Source organism: Pseudomonas sp. X4, from assembly GCF_040784925.1.
GTDB classification, from domain to species: domain Bacteria; phylum Pseudomonadota; class Gammaproteobacteria; order Pseudomonadales; family Pseudomonadaceae; genus Aquipseudomonas; species Aquipseudomonas putida_Z.
In genome coordinates, this window is record NZ_CP160798.1 from 3587131 (window position 1) to 3607454 (window position 20324).

The 20324-nt window shown below is 66.6% G+C and carries 15 protein-coding genes; 13 read left to right on the top strand and 2 right to left on the bottom strand.

Annotated features, from left to right (window positions below):
- Positions 1-76: 76 nt before the first annotated feature.
- Positions 77-1042: a type II secretion system minor pseudopilin GspK gene (gene gspK / locus ABX298_RS15965; RefSeq protein WP_367393340.1), complete on the top strand. Its 966-nt coding sequence runs from the start codon at positions 77-79 to the stop codon at positions 1040-1042.
- 413 nt (positions 1043-1455) lie between these two features.
- On the opposite strand, the gene ABX298_RS15970 is transcribed toward gspK, so the two are convergent.
- Positions 1456-3516: a PhoX family phosphatase gene (locus tag ABX298_RS15970; protein ID WP_075043921.1), complete on the bottom strand. Its 2061-nt coding sequence runs from the start codon at positions 3514-3516 to the stop codon at positions 1456-1458.
- A gap of 224 nt (positions 3517-3740) precedes the next feature.
- Between ABX298_RS15970 and ABX298_RS15975 the strand changes: the two genes are divergently transcribed.
- The 12 genes from ABX298_RS15975 (at position 3741) to ABX298_RS16030 (ending at position 15668) form a co-directional block, all read left to right on the top strand.
- Complete coding sequence (locus ABX298_RS15975) at positions 3741-5381, top strand: lipoprotein UxpA (RefSeq protein ID WP_084785323.1); 1641 nt, start codon at positions 3741-3743, stop codon at positions 5379-5381.
- Positions 5378-5803, top strand: a complete 426-nt coding sequence (locus ABX298_RS15980) for a pilus assembly protein PilZ (RefSeq protein WP_367393341.1) — start codon at positions 5378-5380, stop codon at positions 5801-5803. The genes ABX298_RS15975 and ABX298_RS15980 overlap by 4 nt, the downstream gene beginning before the upstream one ends.
- Positions 5804-5806: 3 nt before the next feature.
- The gene (gspD, locus tag ABX298_RS15985) at positions 5807-7570 is read left to right on the top strand and encodes a type II secretion system secretin GspD (protein ID WP_317409024.1); all 1764 of its coding nucleotides are present in this window, start codon (positions 5807-5809) and stop codon (positions 7568-7570) included.
- Positions 7570-9018, top strand: a complete 1449-nt coding sequence (locus ABX298_RS15990; protein WP_317409041.1) for an ATPase, T2SS/T4P/T4SS family — start codon at positions 7570-7572, stop codon at positions 9016-9018. Before gspD ends, ABX298_RS15990 begins: the two co-directional genes overlap by 1 nt.
- Positions 9019-9021: 3 nt before the next feature.
- Entirely contained in the window at positions 9022-10224 is a 1203-nt protein-coding gene (gene gspF, locus ABX298_RS15995) for a type II secretion system inner membrane protein GspF (protein ID WP_317409025.1), read from the top strand.
- Positions 10225-10241: 17 nt separating this feature from the next.
- Positions 10242-10676, top strand: coding sequence for a type II secretion system major pseudopilin GspG (gene gspG, locus ABX298_RS16000; protein ID WP_013971171.1), 435 nt, complete (start codon positions 10242-10244; stop codon positions 10674-10676).
- A 3-nt stretch (positions 10677-10679) separates the two neighbouring features.
- The gene (gene gspH / locus ABX298_RS16005; RefSeq protein WP_286919942.1) at positions 10680-11117 is read left to right on the top strand and encodes a type II secretion system minor pseudopilin GspH; all 438 of its coding nucleotides are present in this window, start codon (positions 10680-10682) and stop codon (positions 11115-11117) included.
- Entirely contained in the window at positions 11114-11482 is a 369-nt protein-coding gene (locus tag ABX298_RS16010) for a type II secretion system protein GspI (protein WP_047594786.1), read from the top strand. The genes gspH and ABX298_RS16010 overlap by 4 nt, the downstream gene beginning before the upstream one ends.
- 1522 nt (positions 11483-13004) lie before the next feature.
- Positions 13005-13556 carry a type II secretion pathway protein XcpW gene (locus ABX298_RS16015; RefSeq protein ID WP_367394482.1) on the top strand — a complete coding sequence of 184 codons (552 nt, stop codon included), beginning with the start codon at positions 13005-13007 and terminating at the stop codon, positions 13554-13556.
- Positions 13553-14629 carry a type II secretion system protein GspL gene (gene gspL, locus ABX298_RS16020; RefSeq protein ID WP_286101135.1) on the top strand — a complete coding sequence of 359 codons (1077 nt, stop codon included), beginning with the start codon at positions 13553-13555 and terminating at the stop codon, positions 14627-14629. The genes ABX298_RS16015 and gspL overlap by 4 nt, the downstream gene beginning before the upstream one ends.
- On the top strand, positions 14626-15012 hold the full coding sequence (gene gspM / locus ABX298_RS16025; protein ID WP_075043935.1) for a type II secretion system protein GspM: 387 nt from the start codon (positions 14626-14628) through the stop codon (positions 15010-15012). The genes gspL and gspM overlap by 4 nt, the downstream gene beginning before the upstream one ends.
- Entirely contained in the window at positions 15009-15668 is a 660-nt protein-coding gene (locus tag ABX298_RS16030) for a general secretion pathway protein GspN (protein WP_084785057.1), read from the top strand. Before gspM ends, ABX298_RS16030 begins: the two co-directional genes overlap by 4 nt.
- A gap of 110 nt (positions 15669-15778) precedes the next feature.
- Here the strand turns inward: ABX298_RS16030 and ABX298_RS16035 are convergent, their stop codons facing one another.
- Positions 15779-20302: a hemagglutinin repeat-containing protein gene (locus tag ABX298_RS16035; RefSeq protein ID WP_286101136.1), complete on the bottom strand. Its 4524-nt coding sequence runs from the start codon at positions 20300-20302 to the stop codon at positions 15779-15781.
- Positions 20303-20324: the final 22 nt, after the last annotated feature.

The window sequence follows — 20324 nt, forward strand, 5'->3', positions numbered from 1 at the left end:
GAACGGCCACTGCCATCTACCTGCAACACCGGGCGTGTTGACTGGCGTCTTTATTCGGCGACAGAGGCAGGCAAGGATGGGTGGCAGGCGACAGCAGGGCGCGGCCCTGCTGATGGTGATGGTGGTGCTGGCGATGCTGGCGGCGGGCATGGCCTGGCTGGTGGAAGATGGCCGGCGCCAGGTCGATGATGTGCGCCTGTTGCACCAGCGGGTGCAGGCGCGAGCGATGGAGCAGGCCGGCCTGGCCTATGCCGAGCAGGCCCTGCGTGACCCCAGCTGGCGGCTTAGCCCGCTGTTCTGGCAGGCCTTGCGCGGGCAGCCGTTGAACTACGATTTTGGCGCCGGCCAGGCGCAGTTGCGGGTGCGCGATCAGCACACCTGTTTCAACGTCAATGCGCTGCTTGGCGCTGACGGCGAGCGTGCTGCGCGCCAGTTGCGTTACCTGCTGGGCGACGACATGGCTGCCGAGCGCCTGGTCGATGCCCTGGCCGACTGGCTGGATGCCGACAGCGATGCCCGCCTGCAGGGCGCCGAGAGCGCCCAGTACCTGCGCCAGCAACCACCGCGCCTGGCAGCCAACCAGCCGATGCTCGATACCAGCGAGCTGAACCTGCTACTGGAGCCGGATGCCAGCCGCCAAAGCCGTTACCCGATGCTGTGCGCCTTGCCGCAGACCACCGGCTGGCGGCTGAATGCCAATGCCCTTGGGCTGGAGCATCTGCCATTGCTGGAGGCGCTGTATGAAGGGCGCTATCCGCGCTCGTTGCTCAGCCGCATCATCAGCGGCCGGCCGGCGTCGGGGTATGTGGATGCAACTGCGCTACGCCAGGCCCTGGGGGCGGTGGATGACGAAACCTTCGAGCGCTTGAGCGAAGGGCTGCTGCTGAACAGCGGGCATTTCCTGTTGCAGCTGTCGTTCGCGGAGGAGGGGCGGGTGATCCGCAGTGAGTTCCAGGTGGAGGCGCTGGGGGTGGTGCAATGGCATGCCCGGGTGCCGGCGCAGCAAGTGCGGGTGCGTAGCCGCGAGCCGATGGTGTGGTAGGGCTTGAGATTGCCGGGGCTGCTTTGCAGCCCATCGCCGGCAAGCCAGCTCCCACAGGGTTACCACAGCATTCAGAACCTGTGATGTCCCTGTGGTTGCATAGTCTGTCAGGGCCTCATCGCCGACAAGTCGGCTCCCACAGGAGCTGCACATGACTTGAATCCGATGTGGTCGAGGTGGGAGCAACTGTCTTGCTCAAATTCCAAATGTTGGCGCAATCCCCTGTGGGAGCGGCCTTGTGTCGCGAAAGGGCTGCAAAGCAGCCCCAGCAATTTCAACTATTGCGCATCAATCCTGGGGCCGCGTTGCGGCCCTTTCGCGACACAAGGCCGCTCCCACAGGTACAACGACAACCTCGAGAGCAACGCTGTACCTGTGGGAGCTGGCTTGCCGGCGATAGGGCCGCAGATCGATCAGGCGGTGCCGATCTCCCCGCCATCGATACGCTGGATCACCACCGTCGCAGCCCGCGGCCTTACCGTGGCACCTGCCGGGGTGGCATCGGTGGCCTTGTCGGTATACGGCCAGTTCTCCGGGTGCTGGATGTTGACGAACAGCGTCTTGTTGTCCGGGGTAAAGGTAATCCCGGTCACTTCGCAGCCATTCGGCCCGACGAAGAAACGGCGCAGGTCCACCTGGTTCTGTGCGTTCACCGGTACCTGCTTGCCGCTGGCATCCACCAGGTTGGTTGGGATCACTGCCAGCAGCTGGTCGTTGGTGTAGTCGGTCACGGTGCTCTCGCCGTTGTCGGTCTCGAACCACAACACGCCACGGCTATCGAAACTCATGCCGTCCGGGCTGGCGAACTGGTTCAGTTCGGTCAGGCCGGAGCGATTGATGTCGGCAGTGCCGGCAGCGTTGGCGCCGAACACGAAGATGTCCCAGGTGAAGCTCAGCTGGTCGTCGCTGTCGTGCCAGCGGATGATGTGGCCGTGACGGTTCGGGCCGCGTGGGTTGGCTGCATCGACCTTTTCCGGCGTGCGCGCGCTGTTGTTGGTCAGGGTCAGGTACACGTCGCCATTGAGCGGGTTGACCGTGGTCCATTCCGGGCGGTCCATCGGCGTTGCGCCCACGGCATCGCCAGCACCACGGGTGTTGAGGATGATGCCCGGCAGGTCGCCATACAGTGCGCCCAGGGTACTGCCGCCAGTGGTGGCGGTTGCCACATCCAGCAGCAGCCATACGCCAGTGCCGTCGGCATTGAAGCGGGCCACGTACAGCTTGCCCTGGTCGAGGTACTTGGCGCCGGTGGCCAGGCGGTCCGCCGGGTTGGCGTCGGCGGCGTCCCACACGGCGGTGGACACCCACTTGTACAGGTACTCGTTGTTCGAGTCGTCACCCATGTACCACACCAGCGGCTTGCCGGCGACTGGCAGGCCTGGGGCGCAGCCTTCGTGGCGGAAGCGGCCCAGCGCCGTGCGCTTGGTGGCCAGGGTGTTGCTGTTGTACGGGTCGATTTCGACGATGTAGCCGTAGGTGCTGGCTTCGTTGCGGTAGTCGTCGGTGGCGCTGGCGCCTTTGACGGTGACGTCGAAACGGGCGAATTCGTCGGCCACTTCGCTGCTGTCACCGGCCGCGGTTTCCCACTTGTACTGGCCGCTGGAGGTGCCCACGCCAATGCGGCGCTGGTCTTCGGGGCGGGTGCCCTTGTTGACGAAGATGCCTGGCCAGTTTTCTTCACAGGTCAGGTAGGTGCCCCACGGGGTGTAGCCGTTGCCGCAGTTGTTGTTGGTGCCGCGGCAGTGGGTGCCGGCGGTGGAGTACTTGGTCTTGACGTGTTCGGTACCCCGCAGCGGGCCGGTGATTTCCATGCGCGAGGCGGTAGTGAAGCGGCGGTTGAGCGGGTCGTTGTCGACCACCTGCCAGCGGCCGCCGATTTTCTGCAGGCGCACCACCCCGGCGCCGTGGGCGTTGATTTCCTTGCGCACCTCCTCGACCGGGCGCTTGCCGTTCACATCGGTGGTCGGGCCGGCAGGGTGCAGGGCGGCGGTGTCGATGTACTCGAAGTTGATCGCCAGCAGGCCGTCTTCGGAGCTGCCATTGATGGGGAAGAAGTGCATGCCGTCATGGTGCATGCCCATGGCGTTGGCCTGGTCGGTCGAGGTGTTGCTGCCGTCGGACTTCCACGGGTTGCCGTTGCTGTTGATCGGCGTGCCCCAGGGCGCCAGCACATAGGCGCTGTAGCCGGCGGCAACCACGCAGGCGTCGGTGCGCGAGCCCGGGATGGACTGGAAGCCCAGTGCCAGTTTCGGCACTTCCGGCTCAGTCACGGGTGGCTCGGTGACCGGATCATCGTGATCGGAACCACCACCGTCGAAGCAGCCTGTCAGGCCGGTACCGGCAATCATGGCGATGGCGGCGCCCAGGCTGCCGCGCATCACGCTGCGGCGGCTCAGGTAGGCGTCCATGACGTTGGCCATCGGCAGGTTGCCGCTTTGGTTCCGGTCCAGGTTGTCGCCGGTATCTCGACTCATCAGGGTGTCCTTATGTTGGCTGAGTTAGAGGAAACCGCGACTTTAGTGCGCAAATATGATGATTCATTGGCAGAAATGTTAAGGGGGTTTTAAAACAACTCGCTCTTAGAAGCGTGCTGTACAGATCACTTTGGAATGGCTGTCGGATTTCTGCCATCAAACTGTAATGCCAACGCCGCAACATCCGGGGCCCTGAATGAACATGGATAAGGATGGCGGGTTCGATGGCAAGCAGTGTGCACAGGCGCGAAGTGATCGGCTGGATGGGTATCGGTGCCTTGGCACCGTTGCTCGGCGCCTGCTCCGCCCTTCCCGGGCAGCAGGGCGGCAATGCCAGCTTCGACCTGCTGTACGTGGCCGACACCCTCGATGCCCGCCAGCCTGGCCAGGCCGTGGTGCCGGCCACCCGCCTGGGGCCGGTCAGCCACCTGGGCCGCGCCCCATGGATGACCGGCAGCAGTGCCAGCATCGCCTACCCGCAACTGGCGCCGCTGCTCGATGCCAGCCAGGCTGCATCTGCCCAGCTGGGCGGCTACGCGGTGCTGGCTGCGTTGCTCGAGCAGCTGCGCGGCGAGGCTGGGGCGGGCAACAGCCTGACCCTGGAAAACGGCCAGGGCTGGAATGGCAGTGGCCTGGCCTACCTGACCCAGGGCGAAAGCGGCCTGCAGGGCAGCCAGCTGCTGGGCAGCGAAGCGCGGGTCAGCAGCGACGAGCGCGTGCTGTGGCCACAGCGCAGCTCGGCGCTGTATCGCCAGGCTGGCGCCGTTACCCTGGGCGCCGGGCTGGCAGACACGCAACGCCTGGCGTTGGGCCTGGAAGCCTTGCACGTCTTCGAACGCGGCGGTGCACGTATTGCCGTGGTCGGCTTGACCGACCCCTACGCCCAGGACCAGAAAGCCTCCCTTAAACAGTGGTACCAGTCATTGCAGCCGGTGTTCGAACAAGCCCGGCGCGAGGCCGACCTGGTGGTGGCCATGGCCGATGTCGGTACCGGGCCGGGTCTGTGGCTGGCCGAACGGGTGCCGCAGATCGACGTGCTGCTGTGCGCCCGTGGCCAGGACTTGTGGCCGGAGCCGGTCGAGGTGAGCCAGGCCAGCGGCCGCCGCGTGCCGGTGCTGTTCGCCGGTTGCCGGGGCAGCGGCGCCTTCCGCCTGCGCTGCCAACGCGTGGCCGGGCTGTGGCAGTTCGACGGGCGTTTCTTCCCGGCCTTTGAGCAACAGCTGGCACCCGCCGCGCAACAGCGTGTCGGGGCATTGCAGGCAGAATTGCGCCAGCAGCGCGCCGGCCACGCGGCCTGGCTCGATCAACCGCTGGCCCGCGCGCCCCAGGCGCTGTGGCGCCGCGATACCCGAGGCGGCAGCTGGGACCGCCTGCTGCATCAGGCCCTGGCCGACGACAGCAGCATGCCGGTGTTGCTGCCGGGCCTGCGTTACGACTACCCGCTGCCCGCCGGGGCGGCCATTACCCGCGAACACCTGATCAGCCTCACCGGTGGCTACCCGGCACCGGTGGTCGAAGCGCCGGCCCGGCAGGTCGAGCAAGTGCTGGAAAATGCCGCGGAGCAACTGTTCGGCGACCCGCTGCTGCTGGACAACAGCCAGGACCTGCCGCGCTGGCAGGGCCAGGCCTGGCGTGTCAGCTACAGTCCGCAAGGCAAGCGCATCAGTGGCCTGGAACCGGTGCAGGGCCTGTGTCGCACCTTTGGCCTGCAATTCGAAACCCAGGCCGGCGAGCCGCTGTGGCAACGGGTCGAAGCCTGGCTCGCCCGCCAGGCGAGCGACTGGCAACTGGCGCCGCTGCAACTGCCCGAAGTGCGCTACGTGCAGGGGCACCCGGGCTGGCACCCAAGGCAACTGGCCTCGTGATGCTCGCCTCGCGCCTGCTGACTGGCGCTGGCCTGACCCTGGCCGGCTGGCTGGCCGCCCAGTGCGTGCTGCAACTGGGCCGCCAGCCGCAACCAGCCACTGCGCCCGCCGCGCCCGACAAGCCGCTGCCTGGCTTGATGGTCGGCTATTGGCAGGTACCCGTCGACGACGGTGCCATCGCCATCACCCGCCTGCCATTGCAATACCTGGGTGGCCTCAAGGCCCAGCCGCTGGCCTCCAGCGTGGTGGTGCTGCGCTATGGCGAGCAGGTGCGCACTTTGGCCCGCGGCCAGCGCCTGGCACCAGGGATCGTACTGCAGGACATCGACAGCGATGGCCTGATTTTCAACAACCAGGGGCGGCGTGAGCGCCTGCCCTGGCCGCCACGCCCCGCCGTGACCGGCTTCAAGCGGCAAGGATGAACGATGCCTGTTAGATATTGCGTGGCGGCCGCGCTGAGCCTGGCCCTGTCCATGGCTTGTGCTGAAGAGCCGGTGTTCGACGACAACGGCACGCCGATGTACGAGGTGAACTTCGTCGACACCGAACTGGGCGAGTTCATCGACAGCGTGTCGCGCATCACCGGCACCACCTTCATCGTCGACCCCCGGGTCAAGGGCAAGGTCACCGTGCGCACCGTCGACCTGCACGACGCCGATGCCATCTACGACATCTTCCTGGCCCAGCTGCGCGCCCAGGGCTACGCCACTGTCGACCTACCCAACGGCAGCGTGAAGATCGTTCCCGACCAGGCCGCTCGCCTGGAGCCTGTGCCAGTGGAGGCGGGAGGGCAGCAGGGGGAAGGCAGCGACAGCGTGGCCACGCGGGTATTCAATGTGCGCAACGCCGCCAGCGAGCAGGTGCTGGGCATTCTCAAACCCCTGATCGACCCACGGGTCGGTGTGATCACACCTTATCCCGCGGCGCACCAGTTGGTAGTTACCGACTGGCGCAGCAACCTGGAACGTATCGCCAGCTTGCTGCGCCAGCTCGACCGCCCCCAGGACGCACCAGTCAGCGGCAGTACCCAGGTCATCTACCTGCGCCATGCCAATGCTGGCGAAGTGGTGAAGGTGTTGCGCGGGCTCAGCCAGGAAGGCATGGCGCCCTCTGAAGGTGCGGGCGAAGCAGAGGGCAAGGACAGGCCCGTAGTGCCTGTCGCCGGAGGCTCGGGCATCCGCCTGGAGTACGAAGAAGGCACCAACGCCGTGGTCATGGTCGGCCCCGATAGCGAGCTGGCCGCCTACCGCGCCATCGTCGAGCAGCTGGACATCCGCCGTGCCCAGGTAGTGGTGGAAGCGATCATCGCCGAGGTGTCCGACAGCAGCGCCCAGGAACTGGGCGTGCAGTGGCTGTTCGCTGACGAGAAGTTCGGTGCCGGTATCGTCAATTTCGGCAGCAACGGGGTAAACATCGCCAGCATCGCCGGGGCCGCTGCCAGTGGCGACAACGAGGCCCTTGGCGATTTGCTGTCCAGCACCACCGGAGCCATGGCGGGTATCGGCCATTTCGGCGGCGGCTTCAACTTCGCCATGCTGGTCAACGCGCTGAAGGGCAAGAGCGGCTTCAACCTGCTGTCCACGCCCACCTTGCTGACCCTGGACAACGCCGAGGCGTCGATTCTGGTCGGCCAGGAAGTGCCCTTCGTCACAGGATCGGTGACGCAGAACAACGCCAACCCGTACCAGACCATCGAGCGCAAGGAAGTCGGGGTGAAGCTGCGCATCAAGCCGCAGATCAACGTCGACAACAGCGTGCGCCTGGACATCGTCCAGGAAGTGTCGTCGATTGCCGACACTACGGCTGCCAGCGACGTGATCACCAACAAGCGCGAGATCAAGACCAAGGTCATGGTCGAGGACAACGGCCTGGTGATCCTCGGCGGCCTGATCAGCGACGAACTGAGCACCAGCGACCAGCGCGTTCCGCTGCTTGGCGATATCCCATACCTGGGTCGGCTGTTCCGCTCCGACGCCACCAAGAACACCAAGCAGAACCTGATGGTGTTCATCCGCCCGCGCATCCTGCGTGACGGGCCGAGCCTGGCCGGGCTCAGCGAAGACAAGTACCGCACCTTGCAGCAGACCACGCCGCTGCAGTTGCCCGACCTTGCGGATGCGCAAGACGCTACGCCGTTGCTGCAGGTGTTCCCCTCCAGCCGTGCACGGCTGGAAGGTGGTGACTGGTGATGCTGCCTTATCGCCAGGCACGGCAGAGCGGGGTGGCCATGGCCCCTGCGGAGCAGGGCTGGCAGCTATGGTTGCGGCACGACGCCGACAGCGCCCAATTGCAGGAGCTGCTGCGTGTGCACGGCCAGCCCAGCCTGCTCGAATACCTGGAGCCTGCACTGTTCGACGAACGCCTCGGCCAGCTGTACCAGGCCGGCGATGCTGCCACCGAGGCGCTGATCGAAGGCATCGGCGACCAGGTCGACCTGAACAGCCTGATGAGCGAAATGCCGCGCATCGAGGACCTGCTGGAAAGCGACGACGAAGCCCCGGTGATCCGCCTGATCAACGGCCTGTTCGGCCAGGCCCTGCGCCTGCGCGCTTCGGACATCCACATAGAAACCTTCGAGCAGAGCCTGGTGGTGCGCCTGCGGGTCGATGGCCACCTGCGCGAAGTGTTGCGCCCACCGCGTGCACTGTCGGCCATGCTGGTGTCGCGGATCAAGGTCATGGCCCGTCTGGACATTGCCGAAAAGCGCCAGCCCCAGGATGGCCGTATCACCCTGCGTGCGGCGGGGCGCGAAGTGGATGTGCGGGTCTCGACACTGCCCGGCATTCACGGCGAACGGGTGGTGATGCGGGTGCTCGACAAGCAGGCCAGCCTGCTGGCGCTGGGCAATCTGGGCATGCCGGCGGCGGTGTTGCAGGGCCTGCGCAGTTGCCTGGCGCGGCCCAACGGCATCGTGCTGTCCACGGGGCCTACCGGTTCGGGCAAGACCACTACCCTGTATGCCAGCCTCAACAGCCTTAACGACGGCAGCCGCAACATCCTCACTGTCGAGGACCCGGTGGAATACGCTATCGCCGGCATCGGCCAGACCGCCATCAACCCGCGTGCCGGGCTGACCTTTGCCAGCGGCCTGCGCGCCATCCTGCGCCAGGACCCGGACGTGATCATGCTCGGCGAAATCCGTGACCAGGAGACCGCGCAGATCGCCGTGCAGGCCAGCCTCACCGGCCACCTGGTGTTGTCCACGCTGCACACCAACAGTGCGGTGGGCGCGGTGACCCGCCTGCGCGACATGCGCATCGAACCGTTCCTGATCGCCTCGTGCCTGCGCGGTGTACTTGCCCAGCGCCTGGTGCGGCGCCTTTGCAGTTGCGCCGTCGCGCACCCGCTGCAGCCGGCGGAACGCGACCTGTGGCCCGAACTGGCGGCGCTGGGCAGCAGCTACCACGCGGTGGGTTGCGAGCAATGCCAGGGCAGCGGGTATGTCGGGCGCCTGGGCCTGTATGAATTCATCGAGCTGGATGCCGGGCTGATCGGCCTGTTGTACGACGGCGCCAGTGAACTGGCCATGCAGGCCTACCTGGCCGAGCGCCGGCAGAGCCTGGTGGCGATGGCCAGCGACTGCCTGGCCCGTGGCGAGACCAGCCTGGCCGAAGTACTGCGCGTGGTGCAGGGCTGAGCCATGCCGACCTATCGCTACCAGGCCGTCGACCTCGCCGGTAAAACCCACAAGGCCAGCTTGCAGGCCGACAGCGAACGTCATGCCCGCCAGTTGTTGCGTGAGCAGGGCCTGTTCGCCCGCCGCGTGCAGCGTCACGAAGCCGGCACCCGGCAACCCCGGCGCCAGCGCCTGAGCCGCGCCCAGCTGTGCGAGCTGACTCGCCAGCTGGCCACCCTGACCGGTGCTGGCATCCCTCTGGTCGACGCCCTGGCTACCCTGGAACGGCAACTGCGCCAGCCCGCCCTGCACAGTGTGCTGGTGGCCTTGCGCGGCTCGTTGGCCGAAGGCCTGGGCCTGGCCCGCAGCCTGGCGCGTCAGGGGGCGCCGTTTACCGGCCTGTACTGCGCGCTTGTCGAGGCCGGCGAGCGGTCCGGGCGCCTGGCCCAGGTGCTGACCCGCCTCGCCGACCATCTGGAGCAGGTTCAACGACAGCAGCACAAGGCACGTACCGCGCTGATCTATCCCGCCGTGTTGATGGGGGTGTCGCTTGCCGTGGTGGTAGGCCTGATGACCTTCGTCGTACCCAAGCTCACCGAACAGTTCGCCCATGCCGGGCAGAGCCTGCCGCTCATTACATCGCTGCTGATCGGCCTGAGCCAAGGGCTGGTGCAGGCCGGGCCCTGGCTTTTGGGGCTGGCCCTGTTGCTCGGCGCGCTCGGCGGCTGGTTGCTGCGCAAGCCGCACTGGTGCCTGCGCTGCGACCAGCTGCTGCTACGTCTGCCACATATCGGCAGCCTGCTGCAGGTGCTGGAAAGCGCGCGCCTGGCACGCAGCCTGGCAATCCTCAGCGGCAGCGGTGTGGCCCTGCTCGAAGCCCTGCAAGTGGCCACCGAAACCGTCGGCAACCGGCGTATCCGCCTGGCCATGGAGCAGGTGCGCCAGCAGGTGCAGGGCGGCACCAGCCTGCATCGCGCGCTGGATGCCAGCCAGCAGTTCCCGCCGCTGCTGGTGAACATGGTCGGCAGCGGCGAAGCCAGCGGCACTTTGGCCGACATGCTCGAGCGCGTGGCCGACGACCAGGAGCGCGGCTTCGCCCGCCAGGTCGATACTGCCATGGCGCTGTTCGAACCCCTGATGATCCTGGTGATGGGCGCCGTGGTGCTGTTCATCGTGCTGGCGGTGCTGTTGCCGATCATGCAACTCAACCAGGGCCTGCAACTGTGACGACAAGGAGTACTGCCATGCAGCATCGACGTAACCGCCAGCGCGGTTTCACCCTCATGGAAATCATGGTGGTGATCTTCATCATCGGCCTGCTGATCGCCGTGGTCGCGCCCAGCGTGCTGGGCAACCAGGACAAGGCCATGAAGCAGAAAGTGATGGCCGACCTGGCCACCCTGGAGCAGGCGCTGGACATGTACCGCCTGGACAACCTGCGCTTCCCCAGTAGCGAGCAGGGCCTGGCCGCGCTGGTGAAAAAGCCGGCCCAGGAACCGCTGCCACGGGCCTGGCGCAGCGACGGCTACGTGCGCCGCCTGCCGGAAGACCCGTGGGGCACCCCGTACCAGTACCGCATGCCCGGCGAACATGGCCGGGTCGACGTGTACTCGCTGGGCGCCGACGGCCTGCCGGGCGGCGAAGGCCAGGATGCCGACCTGGGTAACTGGGAGCTGTAACGGGTGCGCCGTCAGCGGGGCTTCAGCCTGATCGAATTGCTGGTGGTGCTGGCCATCGCCGGGCTGATGACCGGATTGGCGGTGGCCGGGTTCGGCAACAGCCAGGCCAGTGTCGACCAGGCGCTGCAACGGCTGGCGAGCGAGACCCGGGCGCAGGCCGCTCTGTCCCGGCATGCCGGGCAGCTGCGCGGGCTGCGCTGGAATGGCCAGCGCCCGGAGTTCGTCCGGCGCGAGGGTAATGGCTGGGAGGTCGAAGCTGTCGCCCTTGGTGACTGGCCCAAGGGCCTGCGCCCGGACTGGCCGGCCAGCCCACAGCCGCGCCTGTTGTTCACCCCGCATGGCTGGGCGCAACCGGGCAACGTGCGCTGGCGCTGGGCCGATGGCAGCCAGCAATGGGCCTGGAGCCGCGATGGCCGCTTGCAGGTGGTGGTCGCCCCATGAAGCGGCATCAGCGTGGTTTCACCCTGCTTGAGGTGACCGTGGCCCTGGCGATTGCCGCGGTGCTGGCGGTGATCACCAGCCAGGTTTTGCGCCAGCGCCTGGCGGTGCAGGACAACCTGCAGCAACACCGCCTTGGCCTGCTATGCGCGCGAGAACTGCAAACCCGCTTTGCCGTCGAGCAGTACTGGCCGGCGGAAAACCAGGTTGGCGGTGAACTGAGCCAGGGTGGCCAGCGCTGCCACTGGCAACTGCAGCTGCGCCGCACCGGCGTACGCGACCTGCGCCGCGGCGAGCTGCTGTTGTTCGCCGACCGCGACCAGCGCCTGCCGCTTGGCCAGTACACCGTGTTCCTGGAGCAGCCATGAGTTACAGAAACCGTGAAGCTTGCGCGGCCCCTGTGGGAGCGGGCATGCCCGCGAAGCAGGCGACTCGGTGGATGGCACCGGCTGCGCCGGTGTTCGCGGGTGAACCCGCTCCCACAGGGAGGGGGTATACCCGTCAGCCCTGTATCCAGCCTGTGAAGCAGCGCCAGGCCGGCCTGCCCCTGGAGCGGCCATGAGTTACAGAGATTGTGAAGCTTGCGCGGTTCCTGTGGGAGCGGGTTTACCCGCGAAGCAGGCGACTCGGTGTATGGCACCGGCTTCGCCGGTGTTCGCGGGCGCGCCCGCTCCCACAGGGAGGGCGTATACCCGTCAGCTTTGTATCCAGCCTGTGAAGCAGCGTCAGGCCGGCCTGCCCCTGGAGCGGCCATGAGTTACAGAGATTGTGAAGCTTGCGCGGTTCCTGTGGAAGCGGGCATGCCCGCGAAGCAGGCGACTCGGTGTATGGCACCGGCTTCGCCGGTGTTCGCGGGTGAACCCGCTCCCACAGGGAGGGCGTATACCCGTCAGCTTTGTATCCAGCCTGTGAAGCAGCGCCAGGCCGGCCTGCCCCTGGAGCGGCCATGAGTTACAGAGATTGTGAAGCTTGCGCGGTTCCTGTGGGAGCGGGTTTACCCGCGAAGCAGGCGACTCGGTGTATGGCACCGGCTTCGCCGGTGTTCGCGGGCGCGCCCGCTCCCACAGGGAGGGCGTATACCCGTCAGCTTTGTATCCAGCCTGTGAAGCAGCGTCAGGCCGGCCTGCCCCTGGAGCGGCCATGAGTTACAGAGATTGTGAAGCTTGCGCGGTTCCTGTGGGAGCGGGTTTACCCGCGAAGCAGGCGACTCGGTGTATGGCACCGGCTTCGCCGGTGTTCGCGGGCGCGCCCGCTCCCACAGGGAGGGCGCATACCCGTCAGCTTTGTATCCAGCCTGTGAAGCAGCGTCAGGCCGGCCTGCCCCTGGAGCGGCCATGAGTTACAGAGATTGTGAAGCTTGCGCGGTTCCTGTGGGAGCGGGCATGCCCGCGAAGCAGGCGACTCGGTGTATGGCACCGGCTTCGCCGGTGTTCGCGGGTGAACCCGCTCCCACAGGGAGGGCGTATACCCGTCAGCCCTGTATCCAGCCTGTGAAGCAGCGCCAGGCCGGCCTGCCCCTGGAGCGGCCATGAGTTACAGAGATTGTGAAGCTTGCGCGGTCCCTGTGGGAGCGGGCATGCCCGCGAAGCAGGCGACTCGGTGCATGGCACCGGCTTCGCCGGTGTTCGCGGGTGAACCCGCTCCCACAGAGGCCCAGTTCCTCCCCTCGTGCACATGCCAGCCCCTGGAGTGCTCATGAGTTACAGAGATTGTGAAGCTTGCGCGGTTCCTGTGGGAGCGGGTTTACCCGCGAAGCAGGCGACTCGGTGTATGGCACCGGCTTCGCCGGTGTTCGCGGGTGAACCCGCTCCCACAGGGAGGGCGTATCCCCGTCAGTCCGGGACCCAGCCCAGCAAGCACCGCCAGGCCGGCCTTACCCTGATCGAGCTTATGGTCGCCCTGGCACTTACTGCTGTGCTCGGCATCATGCTCGCCGCCCTGGTCAACGGCTGGCTCAAGGTTCGCGAGCGCCTGCAGGTCACCACGCAGGAAGCCTCGGTGCTGGACTTCTGCCTGGCCTTGGAGCGTCGCTTCGACAGCCCGGTAATGCGCCGGGTCTACGACCAGCGCCTGCCCTTGGCCAGCCGTTGGCTGGACTGGCAACCGGCAAGCAAACAGTTGCTCTGGATCGCCAGCACCGGCATGCCGGAAGCCGAGGGCGGCTCGCGCCTGCAGCGCCAGCGCCTGCGCTTCGAGGCCCGCGAGCAGCGCCTGCTGTTGGAAAGCTCGGCCGATCTCTACGCCGCCGCCGCCCCACGCTGGGTCCAGCGCGAGCGGCTCGACCGGGTCAGCGCCATGAATGTTCTCTATTACCAGGGCGGCCGCTGGCTGGCCTGGCCTTCCGACCAACCTGCGCACCCCGGCCGTGGCGTGCGTCTGGAACTGCAGCGTGACGGAGCACCCTATGTCTGCACCTTCGCCCTCCCGTGGGGGCGCTCATGAAGTTTGAATGGCGGCGGCGCAGCTCGACCCAGCCGTGGTTGTTGCTGCGACCAGGCGTTGTCTGGCACTGGGCGCTGGCCGAGGGCGGCCTTGTGAAACGCCAAGGGCAGGGCGAGCCCCCGGCGAACCTGCAGGCCCGTGTGGCGTTGATCCTGCCTGCCGAGGCCTGCAGCTACTTCCGCGTGCCGGCACCGCCGGGGCTCAAGCGTGAAGAGTGGCCGCTGTTGCTCGAAGACCGCTTGCTGCAGGCAGTCGACGAGGTGACATGCGCCTGCCTGGCCCGCGAGCCCGGCCATCTTCGGTTACTGGTAGTGGCTCGTCAGCAACTGGAGGACTGGCGCGGGCAGTGCGCCGAATGGGGCTTGCAGGTGGCACGTTGCTGGGCAGAACTACAGCTGCTGCCGCCCCCCGAGTCGGGACATGCCTGGCAATGGCAGCGCACACCCGGCATGTATTTGTACAAAGGGCTGGCCGAAGACAGGCAGGAGCACTGGCTAGTCTGGCCGGACGCATTGGGCGAGGTGCCACGGCAACCGTGGGCGGAGCTGCAAAAGGTCGCGCTGAGCGGCGACTGGCCCAGTACGCTGACACCGCTCGATTCATTGCCCGGCCTGTTCGAGCGTACCCGCAAGGTGCGCTCGCTGCCGGTGGTGTCCCGGCCGCAACAACGCTTGCTTGCGGCCTGCCTGGTACTGGCTGCCGTCTGGGGCGGGCTGTGGTTGAGCAAGCAGTGGGCCCAGGCGCAACTCTGGCGCAGCCAGGTCATCGCCGTGACTGGTGAACAGGCCAGCCCCCGGCACGCCGCGCAGGCCCTCAAGCGCCTGCGCGAAAGTGAATTGCAACAGCAGCTGCGCACGCGCCAGCTTGAAGACCTGCAGACGGCGTTGCAGGCCTGGCTGCGTGACCACCCCGGGTGGCGCCTGCAAGCGGTGCGCTTCGATGGCCAGCGCTGGCACCTGCGGCTGGAGGGTGAAGGCAGTGCGCCGCCATGGAGCGAGATGGCAACAGCTGCCGGGGCCTCGGTCCAGATGCAGGACGGCCAAGTGGTGTTCGACCTGGGAGCAGCCTCATGAACCGGGACTGGGTACAGCGCCATCGCTTGAAGTTCGCCTGGACACTGATTGCCCTGTTGCTGGCCTTCCTGGCACTGCGCGCAGGCCTTGCGCAATGGCGCGAGCTCAGCCAGTGGCGCGGGCTGGCCGAACAGGCCGCCAGCCTGCAAGGCGGCCCGGGCTTGAACCTGGAGCGGCTCCGACAGTCGGCCCAGGCGCGGCAGATCGAACTGGCCGAGGTCGATGCGCAGGGCAAGACCTGGCAACTGCGTGGGCAGGTGGCCGACGAGCGAGTGCTGCAAGGCTGGTTGCAGGCCCTGCGTGCAGAGGGCGTACAGCCATTGCAGTGGGGGCTGGAGCAGCATGAAAAGAGATTGCGCTTCGACCTGGTGGTGCGGCCATGAGCCGAAGAAGTGTGGCGTGGGTGCTGCTGGTTTTCGCCGTGACATTGCTGGTGGAACTGCCGGCCAGCTGGGTGGTGCGCGGGATAGGCCTGCCAGCGCGTGAGGTCAGCGGCAGCCTGTGGCAAGGCCAGGCGCAGCAACTGGGGCCGGTCGGGCCATTGCGTTGGGCGGTGCAGCCCTGGCGCATGCAGGCGAACGCGCAGCTCGGCTTCCAGGGCCAGGCCTGGCAGTTGCGCGCCGATGGCTGGCCATGGCGCTGGCGGCTGGAGGCGACGGCCATGGGGGCCCAGGCGACGGTGGCGACGGATTACCGCTTGGCCGGCCAGTGGCAGGGCGCGTTGCGGGTGAAGGGAGCAGGACGGCAATGCCGTGCCAGCGAAGGCCGCATGACGGTAACCGACCTTGCCCTGAGCGAGCCCTGGTCACTGGGCCTGGGGCAGGGCTGGCTGGAAATGGACTGCCGCAGCGGCTGGCATCTGCGCGGGCAGTTGGCGCAGCAGGGGCAGCATCAGTTGGCCGTGGATGCCGACCTGCCCGCGCGCCGGGCGCAGGTGGTGGTCGAGTTGCAGCCGGAGGCGGCGCTGACGCCTTTGCTGCGTGGGGTGCAGTGGCTTGGACCGCAGGCGCTGGCAGGGCAGCGGGATTTGCGCTGGTAGACAGGTGTTATCGCCGGCAAGCTGGCTTGCCGCTCCTACAACCAATCAACTGTCTGGCCCAAATGCTAAAAGAGGGCACGAAGCCCGTGCCCTCCAGCGCGGCGCCTGCTTCAGTTTTTCTTGCCCTGCACACTCGAAGCCCACTGCTCACTGCGATTGTGCCCACTGGTCCTCAACAACCCCAGGTCGAGTGCATTTTCCCCATCCGCCGCCCCCTTGCCCTTGGCTAGCTCGGCCACCGCCGTGCCCAGGTCCACCGGTGAGTTGGACGCATCGATCGACACATCCCGGCGATAGTCGTTACCGCTCAGTGTTTCCCGGGTAACCGAGTTGGCGTCGAGCACCACATCGCCTTTGGCCGACTGCAAGCGTGCCCCCACCAGGTGAGCGTTGCCACCAACCTGCAGGTCGATACCGTCGCTGCCTTTGAGCGTGGTCTGCTGGCCTACGCTGTCGCGCTGCGCGTGCGACACGTCGAGGCTGAAGGTGGGCGAGAGCCCCGGGTCTGCCTTGCTCAGGGCGGAGCCAGCTTTTTCATTCACCTTGCTCCCCAGCGGCCCTGCCACCGAAGTGGCCGCGTTGACGTAGCCTCGCGGGTTTTTCTCCTGGCTCAGCCGGGCATCGCCTTTCACGCTCAGGGTATTGACGTTGTCCTTGCGGCTGGCGATGCGCAGGTCGCCGTCGATCACTCCATCGATACGCCCCGTCTCCAGGGTGACGCCTTCGAGGCGGGTATCGCCACGGCTTTGCAGGTCGATGCGCTCGGCGCGCAGGTCGCTGGCGTTCCAGGTGAGGTTGTCGCGCTTGTCGAGCTCCACCTTGAGGCGTCCATGCAGGCCGCGGGTGTCGACCGCGCCCTTGGCCATGTCGAAGCCGGCCCCGGCGGTGATGTCGAGGTTGTCACGTCGCTCCTGGCTGGAGGACGCTTCCACCAGCATGCCGCCATTCGATGCGTCGAGGGTTATCTGTTCGGCCGAGGCCTGCAGGCCCTCAAGGTGCAGGGCGATATCCTCGCGGGCGCTGCTGCCCAGGGTCACTGTGCCGTTGCTGGCGAACAGGGCATTCACCGCCTGGCGTGCCTCCTCGTCCTGCTTGCCGTGGCTGAAGTGGCCGCCGATGGCACCGCCCTTGGTGTTGCCAGCCTTGACCGCCAGCTCCACGCCGCCGCCCATCTTGGCACCGGTAGCGTTCTGGGTGTCGCTGGCCGCCTTGACCTGCAGCCGACCGCCGCTTTGCAGTTGAATGTCGCCGGTCTTTGCCTCACGGCTGCCAATGCGGGTGCCTTCGAGCAACAGGTCGCCGTCACTGCTCAGCTGTACCTGGCCCTTGGCGTCGATCTGCGCCACCTGGGCCTTGCGCTGTGTGCTCTGGTTCTGGCCGTGGTCGAGGTAGCCCCGGCCATCGACGCCGGTGCTGCCCGGGCGGTTGCCGACCTTGGCCCAGGCATTGCCGTCGAGCTGGCGTGACTGCTGTTCGGTCTGGTCGTTTACCTGTGGCAATGTCAGCGAACCGGCACTGCTGATGACCACGCTGCCTTCACCGCCATCGATGCGCGTCCCTTCATAATGGCCAGAGCTGCCCAGTTGCACCTGGATGCCCTGTTGCCCATACAGGCTGCCGGGTACGGCGCTGCTGGTGCTGTCCTTCTTGTCCAGCGAGCCGCCTTTGCCGGCGGCGCGTGCATTCAGGTCTTCACCGGTGCTGGTGTCCAGGCGCACATCGCCGCCGTAGGCCAGGCGTTGCACGGTATTTTCCTGGGTGTTCTCGGCCGCCTGCATCTGGTGTTGTCGGGCCTCGATCTGCAGCTTGCCGGCGTTGGCGCGCCAGGCGGTGCCCTGGTCAGTGATGTTGTCGGCCTTGACTTCGACCTTGGCCCCGGACAACTCGCTCACCTGGGCAAAGCCGCGGCGCTGGTTTTCCAGGCGCTTGAGGTGTTCCACGGTCATGTCGGCGCCAACGCTGGGCGGCGCCATGGCGTCTTCGGGGGAGGCTTGCTGGAAGCGCGCGGCTTCTTCGCCCAGCACCAGGCGTTCGATGGGGCGGGTAAGGTCGCGGTACTCGACACTGGCGCCGAGGCTGCCCGACCAGTCGTCACGGCTTTGTTCACGTTCCTCGGTATCCTGCACCGCGCGGTTGTCGATGCGTTTTGCCGTCACCTGCAGGGGGTTGCCGGCCTTGACGCGTGCGGCCTCTGTGACCAGTTCATCGCCATTCAGCTTCAGGTCGCCGCTGGCCTGCAATGTGCTGCGTTGCACCTTGCTGTCGCGTTCGGTCTGCACCTGGCGGTTGTGATGGCCTTCGAACAAGCTGCCCAGCCGGTCGATGCCGCCGGTCACCGTCAGGCCGCCGCCACTGTTGGTGGTGCTGGTGGTTTTGTCGCGGTCGTTGCGGGTTGCCCCCAGGGTCACCTTTTGGGCCTGCACATCGAGGTCGCCTGCGGCAGCCTTCACCGTGGAACCGTTGACTTGCAGGTGAGCCCCGCTGCCAAGGCTCACCGAAGCGCCCTCCAGCTCACTGGCGACCTGGCTGGTGGTGTGCTGCTTGCTGCTGGTGGTGGCGACGTCATAGGCAATGCCGGCCGAATACTGGCGGGACTCGGGCTTGCCATCCTCGGCCTCCTGGGTCTGCTTGGCGCTGGCGGTGAAACCACGTTGCTGGTTGCGGGTTTCGCGCTCGTCAACCGCTTGCGCGCTGGTAATCAGCAGGTCGCCCTTGGCCTCTACCTGCAGGTGCCCGCCCGCTGCGACCTTGGCGCCCTGAATGCGCATTTCCTCGGCGCTGGCCAGGCGCAGATTGGTGGCCGAGCTGACGTCGCTGGTAAGTACCTGTTGCGTACGCTCGGTGTTCTCGCGGTCGCTGCCAATCAGGCCGAACAGCTTGCTGTCGCTGGTCCGGTCGGTGGAGGTGGTGCGGCCATGGTCGGCTTCGATGGCCAGTGCACCTTTTGTGCTGTAGAGCACCGCGTCCTCCTTGCCGTGCACGGTACTGCCCTTGATGGCCACCTGGTCAGCTACCACGGCCAGCTTGCCATCCGCCGTGACACTGCTGCCGGCAACGGCCTGGCCTTCGCTGTCGTTACCCTTGCGGTCGCCAAAGAAGGTGCCGGATACCAGGTCGCCGCGATAGTCGCGCCGGGTACCGCGCTCCTGCAGGGCGGTGGTACCGATGGTTGCCTCCTTGGCTTCGATCGCCATGTCGCCGCGGCTGTGCAGGCTGCTGCCCTTCACATCGACGGTATTCTTGGCCTTCAGCGTCATGCGCTGGGCCTGGAGCGCACTGCCTTGCGCGGTTTCCTTGTACTGGTCGGTATCGCTGTCACCGCGCCACAAGTCCTTGCGGTGGCGAACCTGCTCTTCGGTGTGCTGGCTGTCGATGCCGGCAGCGATGGCCAGGTTGGCGCCGCTGTCGAGGGTCAGCTCATTGCCAGCATCCACCTTGGCAGCCACCAGGCGCATGTCGTCAGCGGATTGCAGCAGCACGCCGTCCTTGCCTTGCAAGCTGCTGCCCTGTTGCTGCTGCTGGGTGGTGGTGGTTTCGCGGTTGTAGGTTTCGCGGGTGACGAACAGGAACTTCTTGTTCCAGCTGTCGCTGTCGCGCTCGATGTTCTCGCGGGTCGTGGCGTCCAGCGTGAGCTTCTTGCCGGCCTTGGCCTCGATTCGTCGAGCTTGCCCATCGACGGTTTCGAGTGTCAGGTCATCGGCAGCAGTCAGCCGCAGATCGCCCTGTTCGCTGTGCAGTTCGACGGGGTTGTCGGCCTTGCCGCTGACTTGCAGGGCGCCGGCCGACTGGATGTCGACCCCGTCGATACCCAGCAGCTGCGATGCCCCCACACGCACACCGGCACCTTCTGCGGTGCTCACCACGCGAATGCGCCCGGCGCGCATGGCGCCGAACAGGCTGGCATCGATGCTGGACGGGGTGCCGGGCAGGTGTTCGACAATTTCGCCGCTGGTGCTGTCGATGCGGTTGCGACCGACGGTGATATCGATGGAGTTGCGCGCCATCAGCAGACCTTTGCCGTCCACGCGCGGGGCGATCAGATCGAGGGCGCCGTTGGGGTTGCGCTGGCCGCCCTCAAGCACTTGCAGGGTACCGCTGGCGTTCAGCGTGTCGAGGTACTTGAGTTGCTGGCCTTCGAACTCAGGAGTACCCACCACGAAGCCGGCGCGTGTGGTGTTGATGAAACTGCCGCCGTTGAGGGTGATGCCGTTGGGGTTGGCCAGGATGTAGTCGGCCGGGCGGCCGAAGATTTCCTGCGGCCCTTCGATCAGCGAGGCGTTGCGGCTGACCACTTCGTTGAGGATGGTCGAGGCGGCCTGGCCCTGGAATTGCGGGTTGGCCGCCAGGGCACCGGCCAGCTCCGACTGCCCGGCCTGGGTGGCATTGTTCAGCACCACCCCGGAGCGGTCGACGTTGTAGTCGAGGAACTGGTTGTGCGACAGCCCTTTGCCGTTTGGCGCGACAATATCGATGACCGGGACGCCGTGGCCGTCGTTGATGACCGGTGTGCCGCCGGGGCCGCTGGTTGCTGTCAGGCCGCCCTGGGCCAGTGCGGCGCCGGGCCCGAGCAGGGCGAGGAAGATGGCCCAGCGCAAGGTATCTGGGCGGGAAGACGACTGCGAGAGTGTTTGCATGTTCTCGTTCTCTTTGTTGTGG